The 14209-nt window shown below is 45.0% G+C and carries 12 protein-coding genes, 1 tRNA gene and 1 riboswitch; of the genes, 4 read left to right on the forward strand and 9 right to left on the reverse strand.

The window, feature by feature from the left end:
- Positions 1-111 precede the first annotated feature (111 nt).
- From BN1234_RS04585 to BN1234_RS04595, 3 genes are all read right to left on the reverse strand, one after another.
- Positions 112-531 carry a DUF86 domain-containing protein gene (locus BN1234_RS04585; protein WP_054955479.1) on the reverse strand — a complete coding sequence of 140 codons (420 nt, stop codon included), beginning with the start codon at positions 529-531 and terminating at the stop codon, positions 112-114.
- A 68-nt stretch (positions 532-599) separates the two neighbouring features.
- On the reverse strand, positions 600-887 hold the full coding sequence (locus BN1234_RS04590) for a Dabb family protein (protein ID WP_054955480.1): 288 nt from the start codon (positions 885-887) through the stop codon (positions 600-602).
- Positions 888-1025: 138 nt separating this feature from the next.
- Positions 1026-2465 carry an NAD(P)/FAD-dependent oxidoreductase gene (locus tag BN1234_RS04595; protein WP_054955481.1) on the reverse strand — a complete coding sequence of 480 codons (1440 nt, stop codon included), beginning with the start codon at positions 2463-2465 and terminating at the stop codon, positions 1026-1028.
- Positions 2466-2567: 102 nt separating this feature from the next.
- A riboswitch (purine riboswitch) is annotated at positions 2568-2667 on the reverse strand.
- Between the two features lie 289 nt (positions 2668-2956).
- On the opposite strand from BN1234_RS04595, the gene BN1234_RS04600 reads away from it, so the two are divergent.
- Complete coding sequence (locus BN1234_RS04600; protein WP_054955482.1) at positions 2957-3565, forward strand: helix-turn-helix domain-containing protein; 609 nt, start codon at positions 2957-2959, stop codon at positions 3563-3565.
- A gap of 172 nt (positions 3566-3737) precedes the next feature.
- Here BN1234_RS04600 and BN1234_RS04605 read toward each other — a convergent pair.
- Positions 3738-3821 (reverse strand) — tRNA-Leu (locus BN1234_RS04605).
- Between the two features lie 173 nt (positions 3822-3994).
- A complete protein-coding gene (locus BN1234_RS04610; RefSeq protein WP_156337145.1) occupies positions 3995-4978 on the reverse strand; it encodes a copper amine oxidase N-terminal domain-containing protein in 984 nt (327 codons plus the stop codon).
- A 595-nt stretch (positions 4979-5573) separates the two neighbouring features.
- On the opposite strand from BN1234_RS04610, the gene BN1234_RS04615 reads away from it, so the two are divergent.
- Together BN1234_RS04615 and BN1234_RS04620 are read left to right on the forward strand one after the other, a co-directional pair.
- On the forward strand, positions 5574-6641 hold the full coding sequence (locus tag BN1234_RS04615; RefSeq protein WP_054955483.1) for a lytic polysaccharide monooxygenase: 1068 nt from the start codon (positions 5574-5576) through the stop codon (positions 6639-6641).
- A 283-nt stretch (positions 6642-6924) separates the two neighbouring features.
- Complete coding sequence (locus tag BN1234_RS04620) at positions 6925-8079, forward strand: acyl-CoA dehydrogenase family protein (RefSeq protein ID WP_054955484.1); 1155 nt, start codon at positions 6925-6927, stop codon at positions 8077-8079.
- A 93-nt stretch (positions 8080-8172) separates the two neighbouring features.
- On the opposite strand, the gene BN1234_RS04625 is transcribed toward BN1234_RS04620, so the two are convergent.
- From BN1234_RS04625 to BN1234_RS04635, 3 genes are all read right to left on the reverse strand, one after another.
- The gene (locus tag BN1234_RS04625; protein ID WP_054955485.1) at positions 8173-9162 is read right to left on the reverse strand and encodes a hypothetical protein; all 990 of its coding nucleotides are present in this window, start codon (positions 9160-9162) and stop codon (positions 8173-8175) included.
- Positions 9159-9653, reverse strand: a complete 495-nt coding sequence (locus BN1234_RS04630; RefSeq protein WP_054955486.1) for an RNA polymerase sigma factor — start codon at positions 9651-9653, stop codon at positions 9159-9161. Before BN1234_RS04630 ends, BN1234_RS04625 begins: the two co-directional genes overlap by 4 nt.
- Positions 9654-9802: 149 nt before the next feature.
- Positions 9803-11638 (reverse strand): UbiD family decarboxylase, encoded by a 1836-nt coding sequence (locus BN1234_RS04635; RefSeq protein ID WP_054955487.1) that lies wholly within the window; start codon positions 11636-11638, stop codon positions 9803-9805.
- A gap of 155 nt (positions 11639-11793) precedes the next feature.
- Between BN1234_RS04635 and BN1234_RS04640 the strand changes: the two genes are divergently transcribed.
- The gene (locus BN1234_RS04640) at positions 11794-12306 is read left to right on the forward strand and encodes a hypothetical protein (protein ID WP_156337146.1); all 513 of its coding nucleotides are present in this window, start codon (positions 11794-11796) and stop codon (positions 12304-12306) included.
- Positions 12307-12336: 30 nt separating this feature from the next.
- On the opposite strand, the gene BN1234_RS04645 is transcribed toward BN1234_RS04640, so the two are convergent.
- On the reverse strand, positions 12337-14209 hold a 1873-nt coding region (locus BN1234_RS04645; protein WP_054955489.1), incomplete at its 5' end, for a glycosyl hydrolase family 95 catalytic domain-containing protein.

The raw sequence follows: 14209 nt of genomic DNA on the forward strand, positions 1-14209 counted from the left end.
AATAAAAAAAGCCCCGCACAGAATAAACTTCTGCACAAGAGCTTAATCGATCATCTCGCTGTTATGTAAGCTTCACACTTCACTACAATGCCTCTGATAACCTTTTGGGCCTTATAATTCCTGCTTGAGATAGTCACGCACATTTACAGCGAACTGTTCCAGAGTATCAGGAACAACGGAAGACAAAGGATGAAGCACATGACGCGGCCAGTCATAATAATCCTGAACAAGAGGCTTCCGCAACCGGACCAGCTCTTTCAGAACGGAATGAACTTCGCTTGGCATCACTTTTTCTTCATGAATAATGTCAAGAATATCCTCATAACTGCTGGCATCCCGCATAATAAAGCCATCAATTAGATAACTCCCAACATCAGTGACCACTTCAATCGCCAAATGAAGAGCCCGTTCCTGTACCAGTCCGCTGACTAGTTCGCCATCCCATGACTCTGCCGTCTTACGCAGCCCTTCTGTAATTTCGGGTATGGCGCTCAAGCGACGCTCAATTTGTTCCTGATTAACATAATACACGGCTTATCTCCTCCAGCATTTCTTATATGTGATTTGATTATTTTTGCTTATATCCCATCTGCAACATTCTAAACTTCATAATCTACGCTAATGGTTTGTTCCTTAACTGTATTAATATAACGAATAACTTCCTGATGAACAGGATGCACTTGATAGGCTTGCAGATCTTCCAGTGTCTCCACTTCTGCAATCAGTGCCAGGTCATAGGAACGTTCGGAATGAATGACATCACTTCCAACTTCAAGCGAACGAAGCTGTGGAATTTTGCCGTTCATATCTCTCAGCACTTGCAAGGTCCGTTCAATATTGTCAACTGTCGGCTCTTTCAATTTAAAAAATACGATATGTTTGATCATAATCCGTTCCTCCGTAACTGAAATATAGTTTATCCTGCTCTATCATACCTCTCCTTTAAAGAAAAAGAAATCGCTCTCTCTCCTCAAAAAAGAACGGGCCTGCCGGCCCGCTCTCTATGTGCATCTAATTATCAGGTTCTAAACCTGGTTCATACGTTCAATCATATTCTGCGCAATCCACACTCCAGCTGCTCCGGCTTGAGCCAGGCCCCGGGTAATTCCAGCACCATCTCCACCGCAAAACAGCCCTGCAATCTCCGTCTCAAACGTATCTTTCAGCTTAGGCCGTGCGGAGTAAAACTTCGCTTCTACACCGTAAAACAGCGTATGCTCAGATGCGATACCGGGAGTTACCTTATCCAAAGCCTCAACCATTTCGATAAGGCTCTTCATTGTGTTGTAGGGGAGGACGAGTCCCAGGTCTCCAGGGACCGCTTCTTTCAAAGTCGGTTCCAAAAAGCCCTCTCGTATTCTTCCTTCCGTAGATCTGCGACTCCGGAGTATGTCGCCATATTTCTGAACAATTACGCCTCCGTTTGACAGATCATTCGCTCTTTTGCATATTTCACGTGCATACTCATTCGGTTTTTCAAAGGGCTCCGTGAATTTATGGGAGACAAGCAGAGCAAAGTTCGTATTTAAGGATCCAAGTGCCGGATCTTTATATGAATGTCCGTTAGCTGCCATGACGCCGCTGTGATTCTCAACCACGACATGACCTGACGGATTACTGCAGAATGTACGGACACGTGTACCAACCGATGTATTATAAATAAACTTACCTTCGTATAAATGCTCATTAATTTCTCTCATGACAATGTCAGAGGTTTCAACCCGGACACCCACGTCAACCTGGTTATTATACATTTTGAGCCTGCGCTTCTTTAACACATTGGTCAGCCAAGCCGATCCGTCGCGCCCGGGTGCAATCATTACAAGGTCCGCTTCATAAACGTCTCCATTCTTCATGGTTATACCAGTAATCCGGTGCCCGCCATCCTCTTTCACTGTGTTGATATCTTCCACTTCCGCTTTAAAAACCATATCAATTCGAGTATTTAAATACTCGTAGATGGATTGTAATATCTCCAAATTCTGCTCGGTACCCAAATGTCGTACCTGAGCGCGCAGAAGCTTAAGCCCTGCAGCATAACCACGCTGCTCAATATTACGAATTTCCGCCGTCATCGGATCTGTCACGTTAGTCGCAGCTCCATGCTTGAGGTTGATATCATCTACATATTTGATGAGTTCAAACACTTTCGATCCAGGCAAATAATCTGTCATCCAACCGCCGAACTCTGTCGTGATATTAAACTTCCCGTCGCTATATGCCCCGGCTCCGCCAAATCCAGCCGTTATTGAACAAGCAGGCATACATCCGGCATATTCTTTTCTTCCTGCAGCAGGTGGGCACAGCTGGATCTTCCCTTCCAGAATCGGGCATCTTCTGCGATAAATATTATGTCCCTTATCCACAAGTAAAATCTTGCTGTGAGGCGCCTTCAGCGTTAATTCATAGCATGCAAAAATTCCGGCTGGTCCGGCTCCCACGACAATCACATCATATTTACTCATCCATCTCATCTCCCTGTTAAACTGACTATTCTCCGTAGATGGGTGCTGTAATCTGCAAGCTTATAACCAGAAGCAGACACAAAAAATCCGACTATGAACAGGTATATTTATGCACCCATTCGTAGTCAGGAATTTACGGTCCCTTGTAGAAACCCTCAAGCCTTATTATTGAGGATATACGAATTTGTTCCAGTGTAGTATTGCTCACTCACTAAGAATGTAACTCAAAAACACGAATAAGTCAATTTTTATACCACTTATCGTTCGTGTTTAGCTGTATTTATACATATAAAAAAGCTGATTAATATCACATTTTCTAAATATAACGAACGTTTAACATACAACCAAGTAATTGTTACAGGAATGAATCGATGGAATGCATAAAGATAAATTAGTTATAAGTTCTGTATTTGGAAATAAATGATAGGCCCATCCTATTGAAACTACCTTGTCGAATAATGTAGTATGGTTGTAAAAAAGTCGGAGGAATTATGCCTACACAACAGCAGCAAGTCAAACACTCCATTGAGGCGTGGTCCCTGATCAATCGCAAATATTTAGGGAAAGGTGTGCGTGTTAAACGATTCCGCAGACCAACTCGTTGTCAGATTCGTAACCGCGTGCTCCTTGCCATTCTTATGGCCAATGACATTAAACTATCACAGTTAGCCGAAAAACTTGGCGTTTCTTCACGAAGCGTCAGTGCTTGGGTATATGAAGGCCGTATTCCAGGGAAAAACAACCTAGAGAAAGCTTGCGACTACCTCGGTTACCCTCGCCATATTTTATTCAGGGAAGAATTGCTTGAGAAATCACCAGTGATTTGTCAGCCCGAAGCTTCCAGATTCATGAAAAGAACTCTAACACGTTCACCTGTAAGCAACCGTATTCTCACTGGCCTATGCATGGTCCACGATCTATCCGTAAGCGATGTGAGCCGATGGATTGGCGTTCATCCTGGTACATTCCGCAAGTGGCTGCACCAAGGTACTCTGCCTTCCAGTGCTTTTCAGGATAAAGCGGAACAATTCTTCCGGATTCCTAAATCCGTGTTATTCGCTGATTGCGTTTTGCATCCGAATAAAAAAGTATCCCGTTAATCACAAAAGCTGCCTCAACCACTCTTTATATGAACGGTTGGGCAGCTTTTTCTTATTACTCCTCCTATTCGGCACACTCGAAGCTTCCCTCTGATCTACTATGTATTCAGCTCATCTGAGATCATATATACAAAAAAAGAATCCCTTGAAAAATTTCAAGGGATTCTCGGGATGCGGTCGAGAGGACTCGAACCTCCACGGGGGTTAGCCCACACGGACCTGAACCGTGCGCGTCTGCCAATTCCGCCACGACCGCAAATATGTATCTTCCTCAAAAGATTGATGAAGATTTCACTTGTGAAATTGAAACTTCGTTTCAATCACCGTGATTAAGAGTATACCTTGTACCAACATAAAAAGCAAGCATTTTTTCAAAAAAAATAAGAGGCTTGCAGGAATATCCTCCACAAGTCCCTCTCATTCTCGCAATCAGATAGTCCACTGATCATGAACAACACCGGATAACACCCAGTTTCCATTCTCTCGCTGAAGCACGAGCCGAAGGCTTTGCCAATCAATTCCGGCATACTCCGGTTTAAATCCTGTGAAATGATATTCAACAATAACTGAGCCAGAGTACGCCTTGCTCACATTGTTCACGGTATTTCCCATACTCATCGATTCATTGAATCCTATAAACGGTGCCTTGGCAAAATCCACATTGTATATAAATTTATGAAAATACGTTTCAAAATTCATCGAGATGGTCTCACCGCTGCCATCATAGCTGCCCCACTCATAAACCTTGGAATTAGCAAACCCTTCGGCTAATTTAGCTTTACTTAAGATGACATTCCTGCCGCGGTCTACATAACCATACGGGGAAAAGGTTACCCCTTGGGAATGAGAAAGCTTAGCCAATCTATCAAAATTCTGATCAAATAATGCGTGAATGGCTTCCTCTGCTAATTCCCCCACCTCTTGCTTGGCGATCTCCGGCGTCAAATCAGGATAAATCTTCGCTTCCTTCAAAGCTTGATTCCACCGCACCGTTCCCCCAAGCCCTTCTGCCGAAAATCGAAGGGGAATAAATAATCGTCCCTCTCTCATTACGGGTGCTGTATCCAGCTTCACGGGATTACCGTTACGAACAGCCTTAACTTCATTCGCAGACAGTTCAAATTGGTGTTCTCCCCTGACTACAACAGCTGTCTTCCTGGATGCATTCCAAGTTACCTTGGCTCCCATCGCTTCTGAAACGATACGCAGAGGGACCATAACCCGGCCATTATGCAGGAATGGAAGAACGTCTGAATGCACTGCGGCTCCATTTACTTTGATGACTACAGGAGTATCAGAATTTGAATAAGCCGCAAAGGCTGCTGCTCCCCCTTTGTCAATCAGCGCCAATGAGAAGGTCAATACGATAGCCAAGGCTGTGACAGCGAGCATCTTATGCTTAATCCACTGCATTTATCATCCCTCTTTCGAACCCTATTATATGAATATCATATAGCTAATCAGAGTTTTTGGCGAATTATGTAAGCCTGGTATCGTGTTTATACTAAATTTTAAGAGAAAGTAAGCGAATTTCGACGGTCCATGTCTAGGTAAAATTATCAAAATGAAAATTATAATAATCAACTCTTTTTTACACTTTCCAATTATTTGCAAATTTTATTCACACAAGCTTCACAAATGCGTTTATAATCAGAGCAAGTTTTCAAATTAATTTAATACTTGATAGTCTGTAAGCGATTGCAAGGCTTATCCAACCTGTTTCCAACTTCCATCACGACACTCTCATCCAATTGGCCGAATCTCTATTTTGCAGGTAAGATCCAAAGTTCGACAGCGAAGCATATAAGCTCTTATTTATAGAGTTTATATATAAATTTTTCAGGTTTGGAAAGGAGAGATCGTCAGCATAGTATCTCACAGGCAAGGCATCTTGTGTTTACCTGAAAGGAGGAATCAAGTTCTACATCTGCCCGGTTTTGTAATAGGATACACAGCTACCCTTTATCAATGCCACATTCATTTCTTAAAACCAAGGAGGAATTTACTAATGACATCAATCCGTTTATCCGATTCAAAAGCCGCAAAACTGCTCGCCGTTGGCGGAATCATGATACTTGCTGCAATTCTTATGATCATCCTGGCTCAAAAGGCGTCTGCTCACGGTTATATTGATAACAGCCGTGCAGCGCTTTGTAAAAGTGGACAAAACACCGACTGTGGTGCGGTTATTTATGAACCTCAGAGCCTGGAAGCCCCTAAAGGATTCCCAGCTGCAGGACCTGCTGACGGTAAGCTTGCTAGTGCCGGCGGCATTTTTCCGAAATTGGATGAGCAATCCGCTACACGCTGGACTAAAGTGAATATGTCTCCTGGACAAAATACATTCACATGGAAGATCAGTGCTAATCATGCAACTACAAGCTGGAAGTACTATATTACGAAGGCTAACTGGAATCCAAATGCTCCGCTTTCCCGTGATTCCTTCGATCTTACTCCGTTCTGCTCTGTTAACTATGGCGGTGTAAAACCTCCTTCAACCTACTCCGATACTTGTAATGTTCCACAAAGAACTGGCTACCACGTAATCCTTGCAGTATGGGAGATTGCGGATACGGCAAATGCATTCTACAACGTTATTGATGTAAACTTCAGCGGTAATGGCGGTACCCCTATCCCAGGTGATACTCAAGCTCCGACAGCTCCAACTGCACTTGCGGCTTCCGGTACAACAGCTACATCCACATCTTTATCATGGAACGCAGCCTCCGATAATGTTGGTGTAACAGGATACAATATTTACAATGGCAGCACGCTCGTTACTACCGTTTCCGGCTCAACCCTGAACTACACTGTTACCGGCTTAACAGCAAACACAGCTTATACCTTTACCGTAAAAGCTGCAGATGCTGCAGGCAATCTGTCCAGTGCAAGCAATGCTGTTAGTGTAACAACCTCCTCTGGCGGCGGTTCTACTACTTATCCGGCATGGAATGCATCAACAGTCTATGTTGGTGGCAGCAAAGTATCACATAACGGTGTTAATTATGAAGCCAGATGGTGGACACAAGGTCAAACTCCAAGTGCAACATCCGATGTATGGAAAGTAATTCAATAATAATTTTAACCTGATACCTGTTCCTGCTCTTTGGAAGCTAGTATAAATATATTCTTCAACTGATCTTTTAGACTAGAAGATTCAAAGATAAACAAAGATCCCTTTGAGTAAGAACCAAGCTCTGAAAGAGCATCAGGTTTTTCTCAAAGGGATTTTTATTCAGACCAACTCTAGCATTCTCCACAACCTGCAACGGGAACACGGGTCATCCGGCTAAAAACGTTCCGCTTTATGCTAAACTAATGATAGTTTATCTGTTGTACCCTATCAAAGGAGTGATCCCATGACCCGGTATATCGATCATTACATACGTAATGAAGCAGAACGCGATCGTTTGGATAGAGTTGGAGTGCTGACAGAGCTTTTTAATAAAAGAGCTGCGAATTATGATCGGGAAGGAAGCTTTCCCTTTGAAAACTTCGAGGATCTTCGCGAAATAGGCTACTTAAAATGGACTGTTCCACAGGAATATGGCGGTGATGAGATTTCACTGTATGAGATGGTGCAGGTACAGGAGCGCCTGGCTTACGGTGATGGCTCTACTGCTTTGGCTGCAGGCTGGCATCTGGGACAAATCCTCCATCTGAGAATAAGCCGCAAGTGGCCGGAGAAGCTGTTCGCTGACTTATGCCATGATATCGTTCAACATGGTGCTATGATGAACGTATTTGCCAGCGAAGCAGGTACAGGAAGTCCCAGCCGGGGCGGAAGACCCGAAACAACTGCTGTAAGAACCGAAGGAGGATGGCTTATATCGGGTCGAAAAACCTTCAGCACCCTGGCCCCTATTCTCGATCGGTTCGTTGTGACCGCTCATGTGGTCGAAGAAGATACCGTCAGCGAATTTCTGATCCAGCGAAGCGAACAAACCACCATTGACGAAACTTGGAACACCTTGGGCATGCGCGGAACGGGAAGCCATGATGTGATATTAAACAAGGCCTTTGCTGCAGATCATGCCCGCATTACCGGTAAGGGAAATGATGATGGCGGCGGATGGCTTCTTCACATACCGGCTTGTTATATGGGCATCGCACTGGCTGCCAGAGACTATGCCCTGAATTTTGCCAAAACGTATAAACCAGGCAGCATCCAAGGCTCGATTGCCACACTTCCGACAGTTCAGCAATCCATCGGCAAGATGGAGGCAGAGCTTCGAACCGCACGATCCGTTCTGTACGAGGCTGCCGAGCTCTGGGATCAGGACCCTTCTTCCCGGCAAAATATGCGTGCTCAGCTCGGACTCGCCAAATATGTCGTTACCAATAACGCGATATCGATCGTTGACCAGGCTATGCGTATTGTAGGCGCAGCAAGCTTATCTAAAGAGCGGCCGCTTGAGCGCTATTATCGTGACATTCGAGCTGGACTGCATAACCCTCCGATGGATAACAACGTAATGAATCAACTCGCGGCTGAAGCGTTGGGAGAGGAATAGTTACAAAGGGACGACTGCTGTTCTCTAATCATCTCAAAGGATTCCCCAGGACATCATAAAAAAGCCCTTGCTGAGCAAGGGCTTTTAGAGCTTCTACATCTGTTCCCAGAATGCATCAAAGACCGCCGAATCCACTTGAAAGAATACACTTGCAATACCATAACTTACGTAATTTCCGTCTTTAAACAATCGCAATTGAACCTCCGTATGATCCTGGAGTTTTAAATAAAGAAACTTCTGATTCTCGGGCGCTGTTTCATATATTCCCGCCTCATACAACTTGTCTCCTGCTACAGGTTTAGCTTCATATAGCGCAGAAATAAATTGCTGTAATCCCTGATCAGCTTGAAGCTCCTTAAATTTCATTTCACTATTGTTCCAGCTGTTAAAATCCTGCCACTTCACCGACTCGACATGGTCCTTCAAATTGAGCTTGCCGATTAAATCTTCGCCTTTGGTAATTGTAATTCCGTTCAGGTGTTCGTACAATTCGGCATATATTTGCCCATCAATTTCGAGATATGACATGATTCTAAAGTCTGGATCGTATCCCTTTACTGAGAAAACATCCATCTCGCCAATCGTGGAGGCCATTTCTGTATAATCAGACGCTGAACTCCATTCATCAATCCCTGACGTCGTTCGTCCAAGCTGATCTCCTCTCAGCTGCTTTGCGATTTCAGGTGTTATGGAAGTGCTCGTTTGTGTGTAGACATTGCCCTTATAAACAATTAATCCAATCATATCCGCACTCACATTGGATTCTTTCGGTAATTCAATCTTGGGTATGGTCACCGATTGAGGATCATCGATTTTATTTACGTTAGGGCTTAGACCCGGATCCACTGAAGTAACCATTGTCTGACTCTTATGGTTCCAGGTTAAAGCAATAACTAACCCAAGACAAGCGATTACCGCGAGGCCAGCCGCTCTCTTTAACCATTGATTCATGCCACTTCGCCCCCTGCCCTTATTAATATTCATATTTCCACTCGCAGCTCTAAGCTTCTGAATTATCTGCTGTTCCAGTCCTTCATCCGGCTCGATCTGATCTATCAATCGCTTGTAATCCTTCCGGTTCATGCTTCATCCTCTCCTTCCAGGTCGATTCGGAGCAGCTTTCTGCCGCGATTCAAACGCATTTTCACCGCTGATTCACTGATTTGCAGAATCTCTGAAATCTCATGAATTGAATAATCCTCATAATAAAATAGATGAATCACCGTCTTATACTTGAAAGGCAATTGTAATACATGATCCATTAGCGCCCTGTCTGTAGAGGTGAATTCGAAATAATCATCGATTTGCTCCACCCTCATAACGCGTCTGCGCCATATACTTCCCTGCATATTTTTGCAGTGGTTCGTTATGACCCTTATCAACCATGCTTTTTGATGCTCCTGATCACTGAACTCAGGGGCTTTATAGAACAGCTTGATAAATGTTTCCTGAATGGCTTCTTCCGCATCTTCTTTATTTCCAAGATGAATCATCGCTATTTTATACAGCATACTGCCGTAGGTTTGATAGGCGTCTGCTAATTCTCCGCCCGGCCGGAGCGAATCGATCTGCATGATGTTCTGACCTCCTTTTATCTCTAACACAATTATGGACGGTAAAAGGTCACATTTAGTTTAAGATTTTTTTGCGAAATATTGCTTTAAAAAATAATACAAAACAAAAAAAACACGCCATAAATGACGTGTTTCATTGCAGGCAGCACTTACTTCTCCATATTGCCTAATACTGCACCTTTTTCAAAAAATCGTTCGATTTTCTTTTCAACCATTGGATCTGGGATTAACGGCGGTGCTTGATGAGGCTTCGTGCGGGCATCAAGGATGACATTATCGCAGCCCCAGTGCTTGTGCTCATAGCTGCTGTTCACGCCATAAATATCATGTGACGGATTGCTTCGTGTGAAGGCAGCCCACAGGAAGTTGTTCAGCGTGTCGCTCATGAATGAACTGTCATCACATACGATCAGCATCGGGCAGGAATCCAGCTTGCCTCTTGCCTGTATCGCATCACTAAGCCCTTTCATATGCTGCTTCTCTTCCTCATAGCTTGTAAAGCTCGGTCCCTGAATTGCCACTACACCTGGCATCACCAGACGTGGGTTCTCAAAGCCTGGAATATCCTTCAGGATATCCGGAACCTCACGGCATAGCTCCCTCTTCTTCTCCCCTACCGCTGCAAAAATAACTTTACTGCCGGTATTTAAGCCAGTTCCCGAATAATCAAGCGTATCGATTGTTGTATTCGTCTGGAAGTGCAGGTCGCGCTGCAAGTCGATTCGCTCCAGAATGTAGGTTAGATACTCTTCAATTCGGTACGTGCTGATCGGCTGCTTTTCTTCCGCGGTAATGAACAGATATTTTGCCAGACTAAGCTGGCCTGTACCCAATATCCGATTCGCAAGCGTGAGAATTTCAGCCGGCTGCTTAACTTGCTGATAAGGGGTGTAACGCTCACTGCCGATTGCAAACAGCAATGGATGTACGCCTGCGGCATCGACCGCATGCACTTCCTTAACGCCCGGGATCTCCTTACGGATCGCTCCCCCTGTAAGCTCATGAATCAATTCACCGAACGATGTATCCTCCTGCGGCGGACGTCCCACAACAGTAAAAGGAAGAATGGCATTCTGCTTAGCGTAAACTTTATGCACTCTCATCACCGGGAACGGGTGTGTTAAGCTGTAATAGCCAAGGTGGTCCCCGAAAGGCCCTTCCGGCTTGGTCTCTCCAGGATGAATTTCGCCTGTAATCACAAAATCCGCATCAAGGCTTATACAATACCCGTCTACATAGCTGTATCTGAAATGTCGCCCGGCAAGCAGCCCGGCAAAAGTGAGCTCACTCATCCCTTCAGGCAGGGGCATGATGGCCGAAAGCGTATGAGCGGGCGGACCTCCGATAAACACACTGACTTTCAGAGGCTGGCCTTTTTTCGTCGCTTTGTCCTGGTGAATGCCGATGCCGCGATGAATTTGGTAATGAAGCCCCACTTCCTTGTTCATTACATATTCGTTCCCGCTCAGCTGAATACGGTACATTCCCAGATTTGAATTCATAATGCCCGGCTTCTCCGGATCTTCCGAGTACACCTGAGGCAGGGTGACAAATGCTCCGCCGTCCTCTTTCCAGTGCTTGATCAGCGGCAGATCGGATATCTGTATCTCCTGGAAACCTGCTGGCTGATTGCCGGATTTTTTCAAAGGTAAAGCTTTGCTTCCTGAAAGCCCGGTACCGATATATTTAAATGGATTTTTAACCACTTGCATTGGATTATTACGAACAGCTATTGCATTCTGTGCTGCATTCCAAGTATCCTTGAAAATAAACTTGCTTCGCTCGATCGTACCAAACAGATTAGACACCGCCCGGTATTTCGAACCTTTCACATTCTCGAACAATAATGCTGGGCCACCAGCATCATAAACTCTCCTATGTATCGCTGCCATTTCAAGATCAGGATCAACCTCTTCATGAATACGAACCAGATGGCCGTTCTTTTCTAAATCGATAATGCATTCTTCTAGATTCCGATAGCTCATTATATTACTCCAATCCATAGAAGGTAGTGAACGCATACCACTTTCGTGAATAGTGGCTGTGTAAATCATAACACAAATAAGCACCAATTCCGATCAGGTCAAGCACACTTCCATGACATGCTTTGAAAATATGATTTCATATCAAAGGAGAATGAATGATGAGACTGCCCTACCTGTTGTCCATCCTGCTTCACCTGATTCTAACCTGGGCTCTGTCCCTGTACTTACATAAAGCAGGATTCATGCTGCTCATTCTATTTTTAATCATAGCAAGCGCTATTTACAGTGCCAGAACCGGGGGTGTGCTGCCGGATGCTGTTTTTATTATTTCCGTACTGCTAGTGGATCTAATCGTCATCGCAATCAATCTCAAGTTATTTAAAGCGCTCCAATTTTTTAAGAAAAAAAGGCCGGACCTCCGCTTTTTCCGGTACATTGTCCCCGTGGAGAATTGGTTATATACCGCTTCAAGAATCATCTTAGTGAACATTCCCCTAGCAGAATCAGTACTTAAGATGAATGACGACTCCCTACGCATACCCTGGCTTGAAGCCAAGTCCCTCATACCCGTCTGCATCCTGCTCACCATCATCATTACTTATCAGACCATCACCGTTGATCGTAACCCTGCCGAGCATAAAAAAGCACATAACCCCCGTGTCAAATGATCCTCTGGGATTATGTGCTTGCTACCGTGCTTAGACATCAGCAAAATCAATAGAATAGCTTTTTCCTGCTTCCGTATCTAAAATGATCTGTTGTCCTGAATAGGAAACACAGCATTTTACACCATTCAGGGACAGGATTCTACACTGTTTCAGCTTCCCCTGTTCCCACTCCATATCCACTTCAAAACCGCCGCGAGCCCTGAGACCTGTAACCGAACCTTGTTCCCATGACCTTGGCAGTGCAGGGAGCAGATCGAGCACCCCACTGTGACTATGAAGCAGCATTTCTGCAATCCCGGCGGTCCCGCCAAAGTTCCCGTCAATTTGGAATGGAGGATGATGATCAAACAGGTTAGGCAGTGTCGAATGTTCCAGCAGCTGTTCAAGATTGAACAGCGCCTTCTCACCATCCTTTAATCGGGACCAGAAATTAATAATCCAGGCTCGGCTCCAGCCCGTATGTCCGCCGCCATGCTGCAGGCGATATTCCAGTGTTTTGCGCGCTGCCTCCATCTTATCCGGTGTGGAACTATAGGTGTACTGTTCCCCAGGGTAGAGTGCAAACAAGTGAGAGATATGACGGTGTCCCGGTTCTGCCTCCTCCAGCGGATCACACCATTCCAGAAGGCGTCCATCCGGTCCAATGTTCGGCAGGGCCAGTTCCGTAAGCACATCTGCCACCTGCTGTGTGAAATTATCCTGTATTCTCAAGACATTAGCTGCTTCCACTACACAGTTGAACACATCCCATATGATCTGCTGATCCATCGCAGGCGCCATGCATAATGAAGCCGTGTTGCCAGCAGGTGTTATATAAGTATTTTCCGGTGAAATCGATGGACCTGAAATCCACTGGCCTGTCTCCGGATGTCTTACCAACCAATCCAGGAAAAAAATCGCTGCTTCTTTCAGAATAGGATAGGCACGGTCAACCAGGAATTCAAGGTCTCCGGTGAAGCGATAATATTCCATGAAGTCACGTACACTCCATCCTGCTCCCATCGGCCACATACCGTAATTCACCTTTCCAAGCGGAGCCGTAAACAACCATGCATCTGTCGTATAATGGGCAACGAAACCTCTGCAATCGTACACTTCACGCGCTGTCTTCCGTCCGTTATCCACCAGTCCCTCAATTAAATCAAAGTATGGCAGATGACACTCAGACAGGTTTGTGACTTGAGCAGGCCAATAATTCATTTGTATATTAATATTGATATGATAATCGCAATCCCATGCCGCTTCCATCCACGGATTCCAAATTCCTTGAAGATTTGCGGGCATTTGGCCCGGCCGGCTGGAGGAAATGAGCAAATATCTCCCATATTGAAAGTATAGCGCCATCAGATCCTGACTTTTGCTTCCCTTCCGGAATGCTTCCAGTCTGCGATCCGTCGGTAAAGAATCAACGGAAGACGGCTCTTCATCCTTGCTTCCTAATCGGAGGCTTACACGATGAAATAAACGTTGATGCTCCTGAATATGATCTTTCTTTAATTCCGCGTAAGTCTTGTTCATCGCCTTCTCGAGATCCTCTTCACACCGCTTGATTAAATTATGCTTCAGCCGCTCCCCCGGATTTCCAAATTGATAATCCGTTCGAACAGCCAAATACAACGTGAAGGCATCCGTACCGCTGATGATAAGGGATCTCCCCTCTTGCCTGATATGCCCTTTGCCGGCCTCCGCCTTTAATATTCCGGTAAATTTGACACCGGGATGGGTAACACCGTGTGCCGCCTGACCTGTAAGCAGCAGGCTATCCATTTCGTGAGTCGATACACTCGCATCCGCTTCTCGTGTTAACTCTACACGTGCATGAATTTCTTCTTTACCAACGGTATGGTATTGTATCACCAGCACCTGATCAACTGCGCTAATGAATGCTTCACGATGATAAGGA

Origin of the sequence: Paenibacillus dakarensis, from assembly GCF_001373415.1 — a bacterium.
Lineage (GTDB): Bacteria > Bacillota > Bacilli > Paenibacillales > Paenibacillaceae > Paenibacillus_AQ > Paenibacillus_AQ dakarensis.

What these genes read in the sequence shown, in the direction of transcription:
- BN1234_RS04590 (WP_054955480.1), bottom strand. Translation starts at nt 887, where the DNA reads ATGATCAAACATATCGTATTTTTTAAATTGAAAGAGCCGACAGTTGAC.
- BN1234_RS04595 (WP_054955481.1), bottom strand. Translation starts at nt 2,465, where the DNA reads ATGAGTAAATATGATGTGATTGTCGTGGGAGCCGGACCAGCCGGAATT.
- BN1234_RS04600 (WP_054955482.1), top strand. Translation starts at nt 2,957, where the DNA reads ATGCCTACACAACAGCAGCAAGTCAAACACTCCATTGAGGCGTGGTCC.
- BN1234_RS04610 (WP_156337145.1), bottom strand. Translation starts at nt 4,978, where the DNA reads ATGCAGTGGATTAAGCATAAGATGCTCGCTGTCACAGCCTTGGCTATC.
- BN1234_RS04615 (WP_054955483.1), top strand. Translation starts at nt 5,574, where the DNA reads ATGACATCAATCCGTTTATCCGATTCAAAAGCCGCAAAACTGCTCGCC.
- BN1234_RS04620 (WP_054955484.1), top strand. Translation starts at nt 6,925, where the DNA reads ATGACCCGGTATATCGATCATTACATACGTAATGAAGCAGAACGCGAT.
- BN1234_RS04625 (WP_054955485.1), bottom strand. Translation starts at nt 9,162, where the DNA reads ATGAACCGGAAGGATTACAAGCGATTGATAGATCAGATCGAGCCGGAT.
- BN1234_RS04630 (WP_054955486.1), bottom strand. Translation starts at nt 9,653, where the DNA reads ATGCAGATCGATTCGCTCCGGCCGGGCGGAGAATTAGCAGACGCCTAT.
- BN1234_RS04635 (WP_054955487.1), bottom strand. Translation starts at nt 11,638, where the DNA reads ATGAGCTATCGGAATCTAGAAGAATGCATTATCGATTTAGAAAAGAAC.
- BN1234_RS04640 (WP_156337146.1), top strand. Translation starts at nt 11,794, where the DNA reads ATGATGAGACTGCCCTACCTGTTGTCCATCCTGCTTCACCTGATTCTA.